16 protein-coding genes and 1 tRNA gene are annotated in these 15,539 nt (G+C 67.4%); 10 read left to right on the top strand and 7 right to left on the bottom strand.

What is annotated here, in order from left to right:
• The first annotated feature begins 81 nt into the window (after nt 1–81).
• The 4 genes from J2848_RS27130 to J2848_RS27115 all read left to right on the top strand — a co-directional run bounded on the left by J2848_RS27130 (nt 82) and on the right by J2848_RS27115 (nt 4,804).
• Nucleotides 82–1,476, top strand: coding sequence for a murein hydrolase activator EnvC family protein (locus tag J2848_RS27130; RefSeq protein ID WP_149229723.1), 1,395 nt, complete (start codon nt 82–84; stop codon nt 1,474–1,476).
• Nucleotides 1,477–2,913: a S41 family peptidase gene (locus tag J2848_RS27125; RefSeq protein ID WP_149229724.1), complete on the top strand. Its 1,437-nt coding sequence runs from the start codon at nt 1,477–1,479 to the stop codon at nt 2,911–2,913.
• 15 nt (nt 2,914–2,928) lie between these two features.
• On the top strand, nt 2,929–4,104 hold the full coding sequence (locus J2848_RS27120; RefSeq protein ID WP_149229725.1) for a divergent polysaccharide deacetylase family protein: 1,176 nt from the start codon (nt 2,929–2,931) through the stop codon (nt 4,102–4,104).
• A 121-nt stretch (nt 4,105–4,225) separates the two neighbouring features.
• Nucleotides 4,226–4,804 (top strand): hypothetical protein, encoded by a 579-nt coding sequence (locus tag J2848_RS27115; RefSeq protein ID WP_149229726.1) that lies wholly within the window; start codon nt 4,226–4,228, stop codon nt 4,802–4,804.
• A gap of 22 nt (nt 4,805–4,826) precedes the next feature.
• On the opposite strand, the gene J2848_RS27110 is transcribed toward J2848_RS27115, so the two are convergent.
• From J2848_RS27110 to rplU, 5 genes are all read right to left on the bottom strand, one after another.
• The gene (locus J2848_RS27110) at nt 4,827–5,489 is read right to left on the bottom strand and encodes an HAD family hydrolase (protein WP_149229727.1); all 663 of its coding nucleotides are present in this window, start codon (nt 5,487–5,489) and stop codon (nt 4,827–4,829) included.
• Nucleotides 5,486–6,625 carry a glutamate 5-kinase gene (gene proB / locus J2848_RS27105; RefSeq protein WP_149229728.1) on the bottom strand — a complete coding sequence of 380 codons (1,140 nt, stop codon included), beginning with the start codon at nt 6,623–6,625 and terminating at the stop codon, nt 5,486–5,488. The genes J2848_RS27110 and proB overlap by 4 nt, the downstream gene beginning before the upstream one ends.
• On the bottom strand, nt 6,615–7,922 hold the full coding sequence (obgE, locus tag J2848_RS27100) for a GTPase ObgE (protein WP_149229729.1): 1,308 nt from the start codon (nt 7,920–7,922) through the stop codon (nt 6,615–6,617). The genes proB and obgE overlap by 11 nt, the downstream gene beginning before the upstream one ends.
• Nucleotides 7,923–8,070: 148 nt before the next feature.
• Nucleotides 8,071–8,358 (bottom strand): 50S ribosomal protein L27, encoded by a 288-nt coding sequence (gene rpmA, locus J2848_RS27095; RefSeq protein WP_014248601.1) that lies wholly within the window; start codon nt 8,356–8,358, stop codon nt 8,071–8,073.
• Nucleotides 8,359–8,413: 55 nt separating this feature from the next.
• A complete protein-coding gene (gene rplU / locus J2848_RS27090; RefSeq protein WP_012974890.1) occupies nt 8,414–8,731 on the bottom strand; it encodes a 50S ribosomal protein L21 in 318 nt (105 codons plus the stop codon).
• 208 nt (nt 8,732–8,939) lie between these two features.
• Here rplU and J2848_RS27085 point away from each other — a divergent pair.
• From J2848_RS27085 to J2848_RS27075, 3 genes are all read left to right on the top strand, one after another.
• Nucleotides 8,940–9,029: transfer RNA gene (locus J2848_RS27085), tRNA-Ser, on the top strand.
• A 281-nt stretch (nt 9,030–9,310) separates the two neighbouring features.
• The gene (locus J2848_RS27080; protein ID WP_149229730.1) at nt 9,311–9,973 is read left to right on the top strand and encodes a hypothetical protein; all 663 of its coding nucleotides are present in this window, start codon (nt 9,311–9,313) and stop codon (nt 9,971–9,973) included.
• 230 nt (nt 9,974–10,203) lie between these two features.
• Nucleotides 10,204–10,737 (top strand): PDC sensor domain-containing protein, encoded by a 534-nt coding sequence (locus J2848_RS27075; protein WP_246193656.1) that lies wholly within the window; start codon nt 10,204–10,206, stop codon nt 10,735–10,737.
• 102 nt (nt 10,738–10,839) lie between these two features.
• Here the strand turns inward: J2848_RS27075 and J2848_RS27070 are convergent, their stop codons facing one another.
• A complete protein-coding gene (locus tag J2848_RS27070) occupies nt 10,840–11,322 on the bottom strand; it encodes an Hsp20 family protein (protein WP_149229732.1) in 483 nt (160 codons plus the stop codon).
• A 265-nt stretch (nt 11,323–11,587) separates the two neighbouring features.
• Here J2848_RS27070 and J2848_RS27065 point away from each other — a divergent pair, with 265 nt between their 5' ends.
• Nucleotides 11,588–12,016 (top strand): DUF1465 family protein, encoded by a 429-nt coding sequence (locus J2848_RS27065; RefSeq protein ID WP_098739216.1) that lies wholly within the window; start codon nt 11,588–11,590, stop codon nt 12,014–12,016.
• 90 nt (nt 12,017–12,106) lie between these two features.
• Here J2848_RS27065 and rpmE read toward each other — a convergent pair whose 3' ends face one another.
• Nucleotides 12,107–12,331 carry a 50S ribosomal protein L31 gene (rpmE, locus tag J2848_RS27060; RefSeq protein WP_012974887.1) on the bottom strand — a complete coding sequence of 75 codons (225 nt, stop codon included), beginning with the start codon at nt 12,329–12,331 and terminating at the stop codon, nt 12,107–12,109.
• Between the two features lie 233 nt (nt 12,332–12,564).
• Here rpmE and J2848_RS27055 point away from each other — a divergent pair, with 233 nt between their 5' ends.
• On the top strand, nt 12,565–14,358 hold the full coding sequence (locus J2848_RS27055) for an ABC transporter transmembrane domain-containing protein (protein ID WP_170306977.1): 1,794 nt from the start codon (nt 12,565–12,567) through the stop codon (nt 14,356–14,358).
• Nucleotides 14,359–14,394: 36 nt separating this feature from the next.
• Nucleotides 14,395–15,528, top strand: a complete 1,134-nt coding sequence (locus J2848_RS27050; protein ID WP_149229734.1) for an ABC transporter permease — start codon at nt 14,395–14,397, stop codon at nt 15,526–15,528.
• The last annotated feature ends 11 nt before the right edge of the window (nt 15,529–15,539 follow it).

The following is a 15,539-nucleotide window of genomic DNA, read 5'->3' as shown; positions in this document are numbered from 1 at the left end:
CTTACATCTCGCCACAAATCCCCCTCACTCAGCCCTCTCCCCGGGGGGGAGAGGGTATCTGCCTGGGGAATGGTATCCGGGATGGGAGAGGGTATCCTCGCCGGCTTTGTCGTTATCGCCGGCCTGATCCTGGCCCAGCCGGCGAATGCCCAGAGTGAAGCTCCCAAGGACACGCTCAAGCGCGTCGAGCAGCAGCTTCAGACCGGCAAGCAGCGCCAGCAGCAGTTGGAGCGCCAGTCCCAGGCGCTCCAGACCGAACTCGACACCCTGCGCGGCCGGCTGATTGCGCTGGCCGATCAGGCGCGCGGGCAGGAGCAGACGCTCGATCAACTGGAAGAGTCGCTCACCGCGCTCGAGGCGGAAGAGCGCGAGCGGTCCGCTGGCCTCGACGCCGAGCGCCAGCAGATCGCCACCCTGCTTGCCGCTCTCCAGCGGCTGGCCCGCATCCCGCCCGAGGCTGCGCTGGCCCGGCCGGAAAGCCCGGTCGACACGTTGCGCTCCGCCCTGCTGCTGCGTGACGCCGTGCCGGCGCTGAAGGCGCGGGCCGATGCGTTGGCCCAGGCGCTGACTGGTTTGGCCGACACCCGCGGCAAGCTGGTCGACCAACGCTCCAAAGCGCTGGCGGCGCGGGTGGCGCTGACCGAAAAGCAGGACGAGATGAACCGCCTGATCGCCCGGCGCGAGGAGCTGTCGCGCCAGACGGAGGAGGAGCGCGTCCAGGTCGGCCAGCGCATGGCGGACCTGTCGGGTCAAGCCACCGACCTGCGCCAGCTGATGGAGCGGGTCGAGGCCGAACGCCGTGCCGCCATCGAGGCCGCCGCCCGTCGCGAAGCCGAACGGCGTGAGGCGGAGCGCAAGGAGGCTGCCCGCCGCGAAGCGGAAAAGCGCGAGGCCGAACGCCGCCTCGCCGCCCAGAAGGAAGCCGAGCGCAAGGAGGCCGAACGCAAGCTGGCCGAACTGCGCGCGGCGGAGCAGAAGATCGCCGAACAGAAGGCCGCCGAGGAAAAGCGGGCGAAGGACGAGGCCGCCAGGGAGGCGGCGCGCGAGCGTGAGCTGGCCGCGAAGTCTCCCGATGGCCCTCCCGCAGTCGCCGGCATGGTGCTGCCGGCCGCCGGCAAGCTGACGACCCGCTTCGGCGAGGCCGACCGCTATGGCGCGACCAGCCGTGGCGTGACGGTCCAGACCCGTGCCGGAGCGGCCGTGGTGGCGCCGCGCGGTGGCACCATCGTGTTCGCCGGCCCGTTCAAGGGCTATGGCCTCATCTTGATCGTGGAACACGGCAACGGATATCATAGTTTGATTGCGGGTTTGGGCCGGATCGAAACGGCCGTCGGGCGTAAGGTGGCCAGCGGGGAACCGCTGGCGGTCATGCCGCCGGACGGCAATCCGGATCTCTATTTCGAGCTGCGACGAAACGGCCAGCCGATCAATCCGCAACGCGGGTTCGGCGCCCCGGAGGGGAAAGGACAAGGGTAGATGAGGATGTTCAAGCGCGCCGCAACGGCGGCAGCTCTGGTGTTTCTGGGCGCCGGCGTCGCCACCGTCACCGCGCAGTCCAGCAATTCGTCGGATACCTACCGGCAGCTGAACTTGTTCGGCGACGTCTTCGAGCGCGTCCGCGCCGAGTATGTCGAGCCGGTGACCGACGAACAGCTGATCGAATCGGCGATCAACGGGATGCTGACCTCGCTCGACCCGCATTCCAGCTATCTGAACAAGAAAAGCTTCCAGGACATGCAGGTCCAGACCCGTGGCGAGTTCGGCGGGCTGGGCATCGAGGTGACGATGGAGAACGGCTTGGTGAAGGTCGTGTCGCCCATCGACGACACCCCGGCCTTCCGCGCCGGCCTGCAGCCGGGCGACCTGATCGTCCAGTTGAACGGCGAGGCGGTGATGGGCCTCAGCCTGAACGAGGCGGTGGAGAAGATGCGCGGCCCCGTCGGCAGCGAGCTGAAGGTCACCGTCCGCCGCGGCGAGGCGGGCGAGCCCTTCACCGTGTCGCTGACCCGCGCCGTCATCAAGGTGCAGTCGGTCCGCTTCCGCACCGAAGGCGACATCGGCTATGTCCGCATCACCAGCTTCAACGAGCAGACGCAGAGCGGGCTGGAGAAGGCGATCTCCTCGATCCAGCAGCAGCTGGGCGACAAGCTGAAGGGCTTCGTGCTCGATCTGCGCAACAACCCGGGCGGCCTGCTCGATCAGGCGGTCTCGGTCTCCGACACCTTCCTGGAGAAGGGCGAGATCGTGTCGACCCGCGGCCGGCGTGCCGAGGAGGGCACCCGCTTCAACGCCAAGCCGGGCGACCTGATCAAGGGCATGCCGCTGGTGGTGCTGATCAACGGCGGGTCTGCCTCGGCCTCGGAAATCGTCGCCGGCGCGCTGCAGGACCACAAGCGCGCGATCATCATGGGCACCCAGAGCTTCGGCAAGGGATCGGTACAGACCATCATCCCGCTGCCCGGCCATGGCGCCATGCGGCTGACCACGGCGCGTTACTACACGCCGTCGGGCCGCTCGATCCAGCAGCTCGGCATCACCCCGGACATCGAGGTGCATGTCGCCAAGGTGGAGGATCTGGACAGGAACGTCGTCCGCCGCCGCGAGGCCGATCTGAAGGGGGCGCTGGTCAACCCCGACGCGGCCAACAAGGCGCCGCGTCCGGCCACCACCAACCCGGCCGCTCCCGGCACGCCGGCCGCCCCGAATCCCGCGGCTCCCGCTCCGGGTCCGGGCGCCGGTGCGGCTCCTGCTGCACCCGGTGCAGCTCCGGGGGCCGCGCCGGGTGCAGCACCCGCTCCGGCAGAGGGCGCTGCGGCGGAGGGGGCGGAACCTCCCTTCGACTTCCAGCTCGCCCGCGCGCTGGATCTGCTGCGCGGCGTCGCCCTGTTCCAGCAGCGCTCCGCGGCGCGCTGACCGGAGCAATCGACGGTGAAGGCTCCTGCCCTGCTCGGTCGTCTGCGGTTCGGCGTCCGGGGCCTGCGCCCCGGATTCGGCTGGCTGCGCCGTTTCCGCCGCAACGGAGACGATTCGGCGGGAGAACCGCGCAAGCCGCTCTCCAAGCCCCTGCTGGGCGCCGTCGTCCTGGTGACGGTCGTCTATGCCGGGCTGGCAGGTTGGCTGGCGCTGAACGGTGCTGCGACGCGGGAGGCTTGGCAGGCGTCGATTCCGTCGACGACGGTGGCGGTTGCTCCGCTGCCGCCATCATCGCCGCCGGAGCCCAAGCTCGCCGCCCCGGCGGTACCGCCGCCGGTGCCGACCGACGCTGCTCCGCTGCCGCTGCCGGGCGCCCAGGCTGCGGCGGTGACCCTGGTCCCCGCGCCGGTGCCGGGCTTGGTCGAGGATAGCCGCAACGGGCCGCTGCCACGCATCGCCCAGGACGGGCGCAAGCCGTGGCAAGTCTATGCCCGGCCTTTCCCGGTGACCGACAAGCGGCCGCGCGTCGCCATCGTGATGTCCGACCTGGGGCTCAGCGGCGTCACCACCGGCAATGCGCTGGCGAAGCTGCCGCCCGGCATCACGCTGGCTTTCCTGCCCTATGCCGAGCGGCTGGACGACTGGGTCGAGCGGGCCCGGACCAAGGGGCACGAGGTGATGCTGTCGGTGCCGATGGAGCCGTTGAACTACCCGCGCGACGATCCCGGCCCCAATGCGCTGCTGACCATGCTTGGGCCCGACCGCAACGTCGAGCGGCTGGAATGGTCGCTGGGCAAGGCGGTGGGCTATGTCGGGATCACCAGTACCACCGGCAGCAAATTCACCGCCAACCCGGCGGCGATGCAGCCGGTGATCGACGCGCTGAAAGCCCGTGGCCTGCTTCTCGTCGATGCCCGCGCCAATCCCAAGAGCGTCGCCGGTCCGCTCGCCAATCTAGCCGGAGTGCCGCGGGCGCTGGGCGACCGCGTCATCGACCGCGACCTGTCGCGCGGCGCCATCGACGACCAGCTGCGCGAGCTGGAAGAGCTTGCCAAGACCAACGGCGCGGCCGTCGGTTTCGCCTCTCCCTATCCGACCACGATCGAGCGTCTCAATCTTTGGCTGACGGCGCTGGCCGACCGCGGCATTGCGCTGGCCCCGGTGTCGGCGGTGGTCAATATCCAGAAATAGCGTCTCTGCCCGATACGTCGGATGCGACAACGCGTGTCGGGCGGCTGTGCGTGTGCGCCTTGCCTGACTGCGTCCGTTGCGAGAATATCTTCGCCAACTTTCGAAATTGTGGAGAGGGCGGATGTATCACCCCGAAGCGCTGGACCCCATCGTCGCCTTCCTGCGCGGCATCGGCATGCAGGTGGAATACGGCGAGGGCGGGCGCGACGGCTTCCTGCCCGGCGTGAACATCCATGCCGGCGCGATCCATGTAGATCCGGAGACCCTCAAGGGGCCGGGCGACCTGCTGCACGAGGCCGGGCATATCATCGTCATGCCGCGCCAGTACTGGCCGCTGCTGAACCGCAACGTTCAGACGGACATCGATAACATCCTTGCCGAACAGACCGCGCGCGACGGCGTCGCCGACCCGCTTCTGACCCGGGCCGCCCGTCAGGGCGAGTTCATGTCGCAGGCCTGGTCCTATGCGGCGGTTCAGCATCTTGGCCTGCCGCAGGAATGCCTGTTCTTCCCTGGCTCCTACCAGTACCACGAGTATGAGGGGACCCATCCGATGCAGGCCTGGATCGAGCAGGGGACCCATTTCGGCCTGATCAATCTGGCGCAGGCGGGATTCACAGGCTATGCCGGGATGTTCGCCTACATGGGCGATAACGGTCTGGCGCCGTTCCCGCAGATGGCGAAGTGGACGTGGGACTGAAGGGGCATTCAGCGCCGCCTCCTCACCCGCAAAGCGCATCCCAATCCAGCGCCCCCGGGTCCTCCACCAGATGGTCGACTGCGTCGAACACAATAGCGGGGTGCTGGGGCCAAGCGATGGTCAGCATGCCGGCGGCCTTGGCGCTGCGGGCGCCGGTGGGGCTGTCCTCGATCACCGCGCAGGCTTCCGGCGGCAGGCCCAGCATCTTCGCTGCCAGCAGATAGGGCTCCGGATGGGGCTTGCCGTTGGCGACATCCTCGCGGGCGATGCTGAAGCGGAAATGTGGGATCGACATGGCGCGCATGTTGGCGTCGACGATCATGCGCCCCCCATTCGACACACAGGCCTGCGCCAGCCCGCGGGCGGCGAAGGCCTCCACCAGGGCGAAGGCGCCCTCACGCGGGCGCACCTGATCGACGCGGGCGACATATTGGGCGTTGATCTCGTCGGCCCAGGCGTGCAGGTCGATGGGGAAGGGGCGGCGGGCGTGCAAGGCGGCGTAAATTTCGCGGAAGGCGACGCCGTGCATCTGCCGGCAGTCCTCCTCGCTCAGCTCATGGCCATAGCCGCGGCAGACATCGACGGTGATCTGCTGGTGCCAGGGCTCGCTGTCCATCAGCGTGCCGTCGATGTCCCATAGAATCGCGCGGATCGGGAGACGGTCAAGGGGAAGGATGGCGGTCACCGCACCACCAGATCGTCGCGGTGAATCATCTCGTCCCGCCCCTGATAGCCCAGGATTTCCGGGATCTCGGTGCTCTTGTGACGCAGGATCTTGCGGGCGTCGTCGGCGCTGTAGGCGACAAGGCCGCGGGCGACCTCGCGTCCCTCCTGGGTGCGGACGATCACCACGTCGCCGCGGTCAAACTCGCCCTGCACGGCGGTGACGCCGGCCGGCAGCAGGCTGGCGCCGTGGGACAGCGCCCGCATGGCGCCATCATCGACTAGCAGCACGCCGGTGGCGTTCACATGGCCGGCAATCCATGCCTTGCGGGCGCTGGTCGGCTCGGCCGACGGCAGGAACCAGGTGCAGAGCGCTCCACCATCCTCCGGCCGCCGTTCCAGCGCCGCAAGCGGGTTCATGCGCTTGCCCTTGGCGATGACCATCCGGCAACCGGCCGACAGGGCGACGCGCGCCGCTGCGATCTTGGTCACCATGCCGCCGCTGCTGTAGCCGGGGGGGGGCTCGCCGGCCATGCCCTCAATCTCCGGCGTCAGTTCGCGCACGGTGGGGATGTGGCGGGCGTCCGGGTCCTTGCGCGGGTCGGCGGTATAGAGGCCGTCGATGTCCGACAGCAATACCAGCGTGTCGGCGCTGACCATCTGCGCCACGCGGGCGGCCAGTCGGTCATTGTCGCCGAAGCGGATTTCGGCGGTGGCGACCGTGTCGTTCTCGTTGATGACGGGAACCGCACCCAGCTTCAGCAGGGTGTCGATGGTGTTGCGGGCGTTCAGGTGGCGCCGCCGCTCTTCCGTGTCCTCCAGCGTCACCAGCACCTGGGCGACGGTGACGTCGTGGCGGGCCAGCGTTTCCTGGTAGGCGTGGGCAAGGCGGATCTGGCCGGTGGCGGCGGCCGCCTGCTTCTCCTCCAGCTTCAGCGCCCGGCCGACGAGGCCCAGATGCTCCCGCCCGCAGGCGACGGCGCCGGAGGTGACGATCACCACCTCCTGCCCGCGCTTGCGGCAGGCGGCGACATCGTCGGCCAGCGCGTCGAGCCAGTCCCGGCGGATTTGCCGGGTTTCCCCGTCGACCAGAAGGGCCGAGCCGATCTTCACGACCAGCCGGCGGGATTCGAGAAGGGTAGGGGCGTCAAGCGCCATGGCGGGAGGTTCCGTCCGTATCGTCGTCCGAACCGTCCTCTTCGCCCTCCGGCTCATCGCCGTCAAGAGCCTCGTCCGAGTCGCCGTCCAGCTCTTCGCTGTCCAGGTCCTCACCCTCTTCGAGGCTGGCTTCTTCGAGGTCATCCTCCTCGAAGTCCTCGGCCTCGAGATTGTCTTCCTCGCCGCCGACCCACTCGCCGGTTTCATCGTCCCACTGCATCTCGCCGTCGTCGGGCAGCTTCTGGCCGACCGGCGGGCGCGGGATGGACCGGGTCGCGGGGGCGTGGATGACCTCCGGTTCCTCCGCCTTGGATTCCTTGATGACCGTCAGCAGCCGATACAGCACCTGCTTCACGCCCTGGCCGGTGGCGCCGGACAGCACCATGACCTCGGCGCCCGATGCCTCCTCCAATGCCGCCTTCTTCTCTTCGATCTCCTCGTCGAGCAGGGCGTCGGCCTTGTTCAGCCCGATCACCTCCAGCTTGTCGGCAAGGTTGCCACCATAAGCCACCAGCTCGTTGCGGATCGTGCGGTAGGAGGCGACGACATCGTCGGCGGTGCCATCGATCAGGTGCAGCAGGATACGCGAGCGTTCGACATGGCCGAGGAAGCGGTCGCCCAGCCCATGGCCTTCATGCGCGCCCTCGATCAGGCCGGGGATGTCGGCGATGACGAACTCTTCGTCACCGGCGCGGACGACGCCCAGGTTGGGGGCCAGCGTGGTGAAGGGGTAATCGGCGATCTTCGGCTTGGCCGCGGTGGTCGCCGCCAGGAAGGTCGACTTGCCGGCATTGGGCAATCCCAGCAGGCCGGCGTCGGCGATCAGCTTCAGCCGCAGCCATACCCACTGCTCCTGCCCCGGCCAGCCGGGATGGAACTTGCGGGGGGCGCGGTTGGTCGGCGTCTTGAAGTGCGCGTTGCCGTGGCCGCCGTCGCCGCCACGCAGGAAGACACGGCGCTGACCGGCCTCGGTCAGGTCGCACAGCACGGTTTCCTGAGTCTCGTCGAGGATCTGGGTCCCCACCGGCACACGCAGGACGACATCCTCGCCGCGCGCGCCGTTGCGGTTGCTGCCCATGCCGTGATGGCCGCGCTGCGCCTTGAAATGCTGCTTGTAGCGATAGTCGATCAGCGTGTTCAGGCCGTCCGCCGCCTCGATGATCACGTCGCCGCCGCGGCCGCCGTCGCCGCCGTCCGGACCGCCGAACTCGATGAATTTCTCGCGGCGGAACGCCACGGCACCGGGGCCGCCGTCACCGCTCTTCAAGAACACCTTGGCCTGATCGAGAAACTTCATCGGGGAACCCTGCCCGTAAACGGAAGAAAAACCGGCAGCGGGACAGCACCGGAATCAAAACGAAAATCGGGGGCCGGTCGCCCGGCCCCCCGACTTTATCCCACAAGCGTGCAGGCCTGCGACACAGGCCGCGCAACGACCTTAGAGGTTACTCGGCAGCGACGGCCGGAACTTCCTGGTCGTTGGCCGGAACGACGTTCACGAAGGTGCGGCCGTTCGAGCTGTGCTTGAAGTAAACTTGGCCGTCGGCCATCGCGAACAGGGTGTGGTCGCGGCCGATGCCGACATTCTCGCCCGGGTGGAACTTCGTGCCACGCTGACGGACGATGATGTTGCCGGAGATGACGTTCTCGCCACCGAAACGCTTCACGCCGAGACGGCGACCGGCGGAGTCACGGCCGTTGCGGGACGAGCCGCCTGCCTTTTTGTGTGCCATGGGGTGTTGCTCCTAAACTGAAGATGCGCCTGGAAGCCTGACCGGAAGACCCGGATCAGGCCGCGCCGTTGATGCCAGTGATGCGCAGGACGGTCAGGTCCTGGCGGTGGCCGTTCTTGCGGCGATAGTTCTGGCGGCGCTTCTTCTTGAAGACGATGATCTTCGGGCCGCGATCCTGGGCGACGACCTCGGCGACGACCGAGGCGCCGGCCACGGTCGGGGTGCCGATGGTGGTGTTGCCTGCGTCGCCGACCATCAGCACGTCATCGAGCGTGATGGAGGCGCCAGCATCGGCCTCGAGCTTCTCAACACGGATCACGTCGCCATTGGCGACCTTGTACTGCTTGCCGCCGGTGCGGATCACTGCAAACATTGTCGTCACTGCCTATGTCAAAACAAACGGCGGGCTTCTCGCCCACCGTTCGATGCGCAAGCCCGTTCATGGGAGCGACGATCTATACTCAAGGTGGCCCGAGAGTCAACAGGGATGCCGCCGAAAAGCTTCGCATTTTTCTGCAAAAAAGGCTTGCACGGCCGGAGGCGTTTATATAGGTTCCGCCCACCCCGCCAAACGGGGCAGCGGATGGGTGGCAGAGCGGTTGAATGCACCGCACTCGAAATGCGGCATACCCTCACGGGTATCGGGAGTTCGAATCTCCCCCCATCCGCCATTCTCTCTCACGGGAGAGTAAATTGGAAGCGCCAGCCGGATCGGCTAGGCGCTTTTTTCTTATCCGCCTTCTGGCCGCTTTTGTCCCGGCTGCTCCTGTCTTGAGCGCAGCTGTCTTTAACACCGCTGTCTTGGCCGCCCCGCCTTTTCCGGTTGGGCATCCCCTTTTTCTCCGTCCCGTCGCGATGGCCGTTCCCCCGGCTGGCTTGTTGGTCATGTCGATGCCAACGCCCAAATCCCTTCGGAGCGATCCGCCAGGGATGCGACCGGAGGGGTGCCGCCATGAACACGCTCAGCCGCCACGACGGGTGCCTACGGTTCTCCTATGTCGTCGAGGGCGGGCTGCGGGTCGAAGGCACCCATGATCCCGCGGAGCAGGTGCTGATCCTGAGGGTGACGGCGCCGCAGGGGCGGGTGATTCATATGGATGCGATTCCCTGCGACGATCCCCGCGTCATCCTGACGGCGCTCCGCGAATGGGGTGAACCGCCGGAGGAGGTGCGCGATGCCTTGCCGGCTTTGGGTGGCAACGCGATCCTGCTGGAAACGCGACTCGGCGACTCGGTGCGCGCGTCGGTCCGCCGCCATGGCATGAAGGTGGAGGTCGTTTTCATCGACGGCGGCGGCCGGCGACTGGCGGAACTGCGCGCCGGCAGCCTGGAAGCGCTCGACGCCAAGGCCGGCGGGCTGCTGCGCCTGTCGCAACGGACCCGCGCAGTGCTCAACGCCTGGCTGTCGGCCGAACCGTTATGGCTGGCGGCGTTCCTGCTGGGCGGGCCTTTTCTGGGCGCTCTGCTGATCGTCTTGGGAGCGCAGGTATCGCCGGAGCAGGTGCTGGTCACCGCCTATGCCGGGGCGGCCGGGCTGGTTGCTGCCTATGAGCTGCTGCGCGCCGGCTATGCCGAGTGGGTGCTGGCACCGCCGGACAGCTTTCCACGTCAATAACGCTCTGCCGGGCCGAAACGCCGACCAAGCCGATATCCGGCATTTGATCCGCATTACGGATCTTCCGTTTGACGGAAAAACAAGGCCCGATGCTGTGGCGCCGGCATCGGGAGTCCGACCATCGCCCCGCCCGTGAATGGGCCAAACGACTGGGAGGACACCACATGACGCAGACTCGATATTGGCTTGCCGGCTGTGCAGTTTCCCTTCTGTGCGGGGGCACGCTCTCCATGGCGTCCGCCGCGGACCCGGCATTAGAAGGAGCGGTGCGCAAGTCGGTCAGTCAGCAGGCCCAGCCCTGGCTGACCGATCCGGCGGTGGTCGGGGCGGTGAAATCGCAGAACACCAGGAATGCCGGCATCGCCCAGGCCAAGATCGACGAGATGGACAACCAGTGGAAGGCGGCGGCCAAGGCGGGAGGCGCCAATCCGGCCTTCGACGAGGTCTCGTCCAATGTGGTGTCCAAACAGCTGAAGCAGATCGTGGCGAACAGCAACGGCCGGATCGTCGAAATCCTGTTGATGGACGACCACGGCCTGAATGTCGGCCAGACTGCGGGGACCTCCGACTTCTGGCAGGGCGACGAGCCGAAATGGCAGAAGGTCTTCACCGGCAATGCCGATCTCTACCTGACCGACCCGGAGAAGGACGATAAGACCGGCGCCATGTTGACCGAAGCCAGTGTTCCGGTGCTGGACCCGGCCGGCAAGCAGAAGATCGGCGTCGCGATGATCGTCCTGGACGCCGCGAAGCTGGGCCAATAGGCGCCGCGCATAGCGGCGGTTCGGCAAATGAGGCGGCGCCCCGGATGGTCCGGGGCGCCGTTCTCATGTCCGCATCGGGAGCGGACGGACCGCGTCAGGGTATCAGGCCGCCTGCTGGGTCAAAGCCGGAGCGGGCGCCTCGACCTCCACTGACTGGTTGCCGGCGGCGGTGATGATCGGAATGCTCCGCGGCTTCATCGCTTCGGGTACCTCGCGCGCCAGCTCGATGTGCAGAAGGCCATTCTGAAGAGACGCGCTGGTCACCTTGATGAAATCGGCCAGCTGAAAGCGGCGCTCGAACGCGCGGCCGGCGATACCCCGGTAGAGGAATTGGCCGGCCGGCTCGTCCTTCTTAGCTTTACCCGTGACGGTCAACGAGTTCTGATGAGCGACGATGTTGAGGTCGTCCAGACCAAAGCCGGCAACGGCCATGGTGATCCGGTACGAATCCTCGCTCAGCTTTTCGATGTTGTAGGGCGGGTAGGAAGCCGCCTCGTCACCGGTGGTCGCGGTCTCCAGCAGACGCGACAGGCGGTCGAAACCGACGGTGGAACGGAACAGCGGCGAAAGGTCGTAGCTACGCATGACATATCCTCCGAAAGAGCGATACGGCCGTCGAGGACCACGGTCTGGTCGGTCCTCTAAGGGTGGGGTTGGAGGCGGACCCCGTATGGGCATCCGCCTGACGAGCGAGAGATAATCGACGCTTTTCCCTGTTCAAGAGGGCGGCCGCACGAAGCCCGGCGAGACCCCGCCTGGGGTTGCTGGCAACCGTCCAGTCACCAATTGTTAATCAGTTGCGGCAAGGCTCACGCTAGGGCCGTAAGTCCGCGGGAGGGGGCCGACGACCATGACTTCGCACACCTTCTTCTTCAACGGTCCCTACGACGAGACCATGGCCCTCTTGATCGAGGCGCGGAATTACATTGCCTATCATGATGCGGCCGAACACCGGAAGCTGCCGCCGCAGGTTCGTCTGCAAATCTCCTACGAATCGATGCGGGTGACCAGCCGTCTGACCCAGGTGATGGCGTGGCTGCTGGCGCAGAAGGCCGTGCATGCCGGCGAGATGTCGAAGGAGCAGGCGGCAAGCGAGGATTTCGCCCTGTCCGGCGGCGAGATCTGTTCCGACCCCAGCGGCCCCGACAACGAGGAGCTGCCGTCCGGCCTGCGCAGCCTGCTGGAGCGCAGCCACAGCCTGTACATGCGCGTCCACCGGCTCGACGCCATGGTCCGCGCCGATGTGGAGCGCGAGGCCGCAGCGGCGGCGGTGGGGTAAAAGGCAGCCACTGGGTGCGCGCAAACGAAAAGGGCGTCCGAACCAGTCGGACGCCCTTTTCGCATCGGCAGGATAGAAGTGCGGTAACGCTTACTTCTTGAGGCCGAAGTTCGCGAAGCGCTTGTTGAACTTGGCGATCTGCCCGCCGGTGTCCAGCAGCTTCTGCACGCCGGTCCAGGCCGGGTGCGACTTCGGGTCGATGTCGAGGCGCAGCGTGTCGCCCGGCTTGCCCATGGTGGAGCGGGTCGTGAACGAGCTGCCGTCGGTCATGACCACGGTGATCTCGTGATAGTCGGGATGGATGTCAGTCTTCATGGCCGGGGTTCCTGCAAAGCGAGCGGCGTCTATACCAAAACACTTCTGCCGGTGCAACCCCGGAATCAAGGCTCATCCGGGGAGTCTGCGACGGGTTCCAAGGCCATTTTACGAGGAGTTTCGCCTGTCCGTCGCCTTGTTGGCGTCACCGCACCGCGCTATATGCCAGCGATCCGCATCAATAACCCCAACAGACAAGCGGGAACCGCGTGGCTCGCCAACCCTCCCCCGACATGATCGCCGCCTCCGCCCGTGGCGAGGCGGACGCCCGCCGCCGCGACCTCGGTCCCCTGCGCCGGCTGGTGCCGTTCCTGCTTCCTTACAAATGGCGCATCCTGGGTGCCATGGTGGCACTGACCGTGGCCGCCGGCACCGTGCTCGGGATGGGGCAGGGGATGCGGGTGCTGATCGACCAGGGCTTCGCCGGTGGCGATACCTCGCTGCTCGACCGGGCGCTGCTGGTGCTGCTGGGGGTGATCGCATTGATGGCGGCCTCCACCTATGGACGCTTCTATCTGGTCAGCTGGATCGGCGAGCGGGTGGTCGCCGACATCCGGCGCGCCGTCTACGACCATGTGCTGACCCTGTCGCCCGGCTTCTTCGAGACGACCAAGACCGGCGAGATCCTGTCGCGCCTGACCACCGACACCACGCTGTTGCAGGTGGTCGTCGGCTCGTCAGCCTCCATTGCGTTGCGCAACGCGCTGCTGTTCCTGGGCGGCACCGGCATGCTGCTGATCACCTCGCCCAAGCTGACCGGGCTGGTGGCGCTGGTGGTGCCGCTGGTGGTGGCGCCGATCATCTTTTTCGGCCGACGGGTGCGCAAACTGTCGCGCGACAGCCAGGATCGCATCGCCGACATCGGCTCCTTCGTCGAGGAGACGCTGGCCGCCATCCGCACGGTCCAGGCCTTCACCCATGAGGCGATCGACCGCGCCCTGTTCGGCAAGCGGGTGGAGGAAGCCTTCGACGTCGCCATCCGCCGGGTACGGGTGCGGGCGGTGATGACCGTGATCGTCATCGTCCTGGTGTTCGGCGCCGTCGGCATCATCCTGTGGATCGGCGGTCATGACGTGGTGGCGGGGCGCATCACGCCGGGTGAGCTGTCGGCCTTCGTCATCTATTCGGTGGTCGTCGCCGGATCGGTCGGCGCCATCAGCGAAGTGATCGGCGACCTCCAGCGCGCCGCTGGCGCCACCGAACGGCTGTTCAGCCTGCTGGCTGTCGAGTCGGAGATCCGCGCGCCGGCCGTGCCGAAGTCGCTGCCCAGCCCGGCGGCGGGGGCGCTGTCTTTCGACGATGTCCGCTTCCACTACCCCTCGCGCCCGGACTGGGCGGCGCTGGAGGGATTCTCGCTGGACGTCAAGCCAGGCGAGCGGGTGGCCCTGGTCGGTCCGTCGGGGGCCGGCAAGTCGACGGTGTTCCAGCTTCTGCTGCGTTATTACGACCCGCAGGCCGGTTCGGTGCGGCTCGACGGCGTTGATGTCCGCGATGCCGATCCGGTGGCGGTGCGGCGTCGCCTGGGCCTCGTCGCGCAGGACCCGGTGGTCTTCTCCGCCGACGCCTGGGAGAATATCCGCTACGGCCGGCCCGATGCGTCGGACGCCGAGGTGCGCGCCGCCGCCGAGGCCGCCCACGCGTTGGACTTCCTCGATGCGCTGCCGGAGGGGTTCGGCACCTTCCTCGGCGAGAAGGGCGTGCGGCTGTCGGGCGGCCAGCGCCAGCGGCTCGCCATCGCCCGCGCCATCCTGCGCGACCCGCCGGTGCTGCTGCTGGATGAGGCGACCAGCGCGCTGGATGCCGAGAGCGAGCGCATGGTGCAGGACGCGCTCGACCGGCTGATGCATGGCCGCACCACGCTGATCGTTGCCCACCGGCTGGCGACGGTGCTGAACGCCGACCGCATCGTGGTGATGGACCAGGGCCGCGTGGTCGAGACCGGCACCCATGGCGAGCTGGTGGCGCAGGGCGGGCTCTATGCAAGGCTGGCGGCGTTGCAGTTCGACCGGGCGGACGGGGTGGCGTAGAGTCTTGCGCATACCCCGGCCCTGTGAGGCAGTGCGATGGCGCGGATATCGGCAGGCCGCCTGATGGCGGTGATGGTGAAGGAATTCATCCAGATGCGGCGCGACCGGCTGACCTTCGCCATGATGGTGGGGGTGCCGATCCTGCAGCTGATCCTGTTCGGCTTCGCCATCAATTCCGACCCCAAGGCATTGCCGACCGCGGTTCTGGTCGCCGACTCCAGCCCCTTCGCCCGGACGCTGGTCGCGGCGATGGAGAATTCCCGCTATTTCGCCGTCACCCGCACCGCGGGGTCGGAGGGTGAGATCGACCGGCTGCTGGCGGAGGGCGAGGTGCAATTTGCCGTCACCATCCCCACCGGCTTCGCCCGTGACCTCCAGCGCGGCACCCGCCCGGTCCTGCTGGTGGAGGCCGACGCCACCGATCCGGCGGCGACCAGCAACGCCCTGTCGGCGCTGACCGCCATCGCCCGGCAGGCGCTGAACCCCGATCTGACCGGGCCGCTGGTGGGCTTGCGCACCGGTCCCGACCCGGTGGAACTGCGCGTCCACCGCCGCTACAACCCGGAAGGCATCACCCAGTACAATGTGGTGCCGGGGCTGATGGGCGTGGTGCTGACCATGACCATGGTGATGATGACCGCACTGGCCGTCACCCGCGAGCGGGAGCGCGGGACGATGGAGAACCTGCTGGCCATGCCGGTGCGGCCGTTCGAGGTCATGCTGGGCAAGATCGTGCCCTTCGTCGTCGTCGGCTATGTCCAGGTTCTGCTGATCGTGGTGGCGGCGCGGCTGCTGTTCGACGTGCCGATCGTCGGCAGCCTGGGCCTGCTGTCCGCCGTGCTGATCCTGTTCATCGCCGCCAATCTGGCCGTCGGTTTCACCTTCTCCACGCTGGCGCGCAACCAGTTGCAGGCGATGCAGATGTCCTTCTTCTTCTTCCTGCCGTCGATGCTGCTGTCCGGCTTCATGTTCCCCTTCCGCGGCATGCCCGGCTGGGCGCAGGCGGTGGGCGAGATCCTGCCGCTGACCCACTTCCTGCGCATCGTCCGCGGCATTCTGCTGAAAGGGAACGGGCTGGCGGAGATCGCGACCGAGGTGCTGGCGCTGGCGCTGTTCCTGACGGTGGTGACGGTGGTGGCGCTGAAACGCTATCGCCAGACGCTGGACTGAACAGCAAGAAC

It is taken from the genome of Azospirillum lipoferum (genome assembly GCF_024170005.1).
GTDB classification, from domain to species: Bacteria; Pseudomonadota; Alphaproteobacteria; order Azospirillales; family Azospirillaceae; genus Azospirillum; species Azospirillum lipoferum.
Note: the sequence above shows the minus strand (reverse complement) of the source record. Positions and strands in the feature narration are given on the sequence as shown.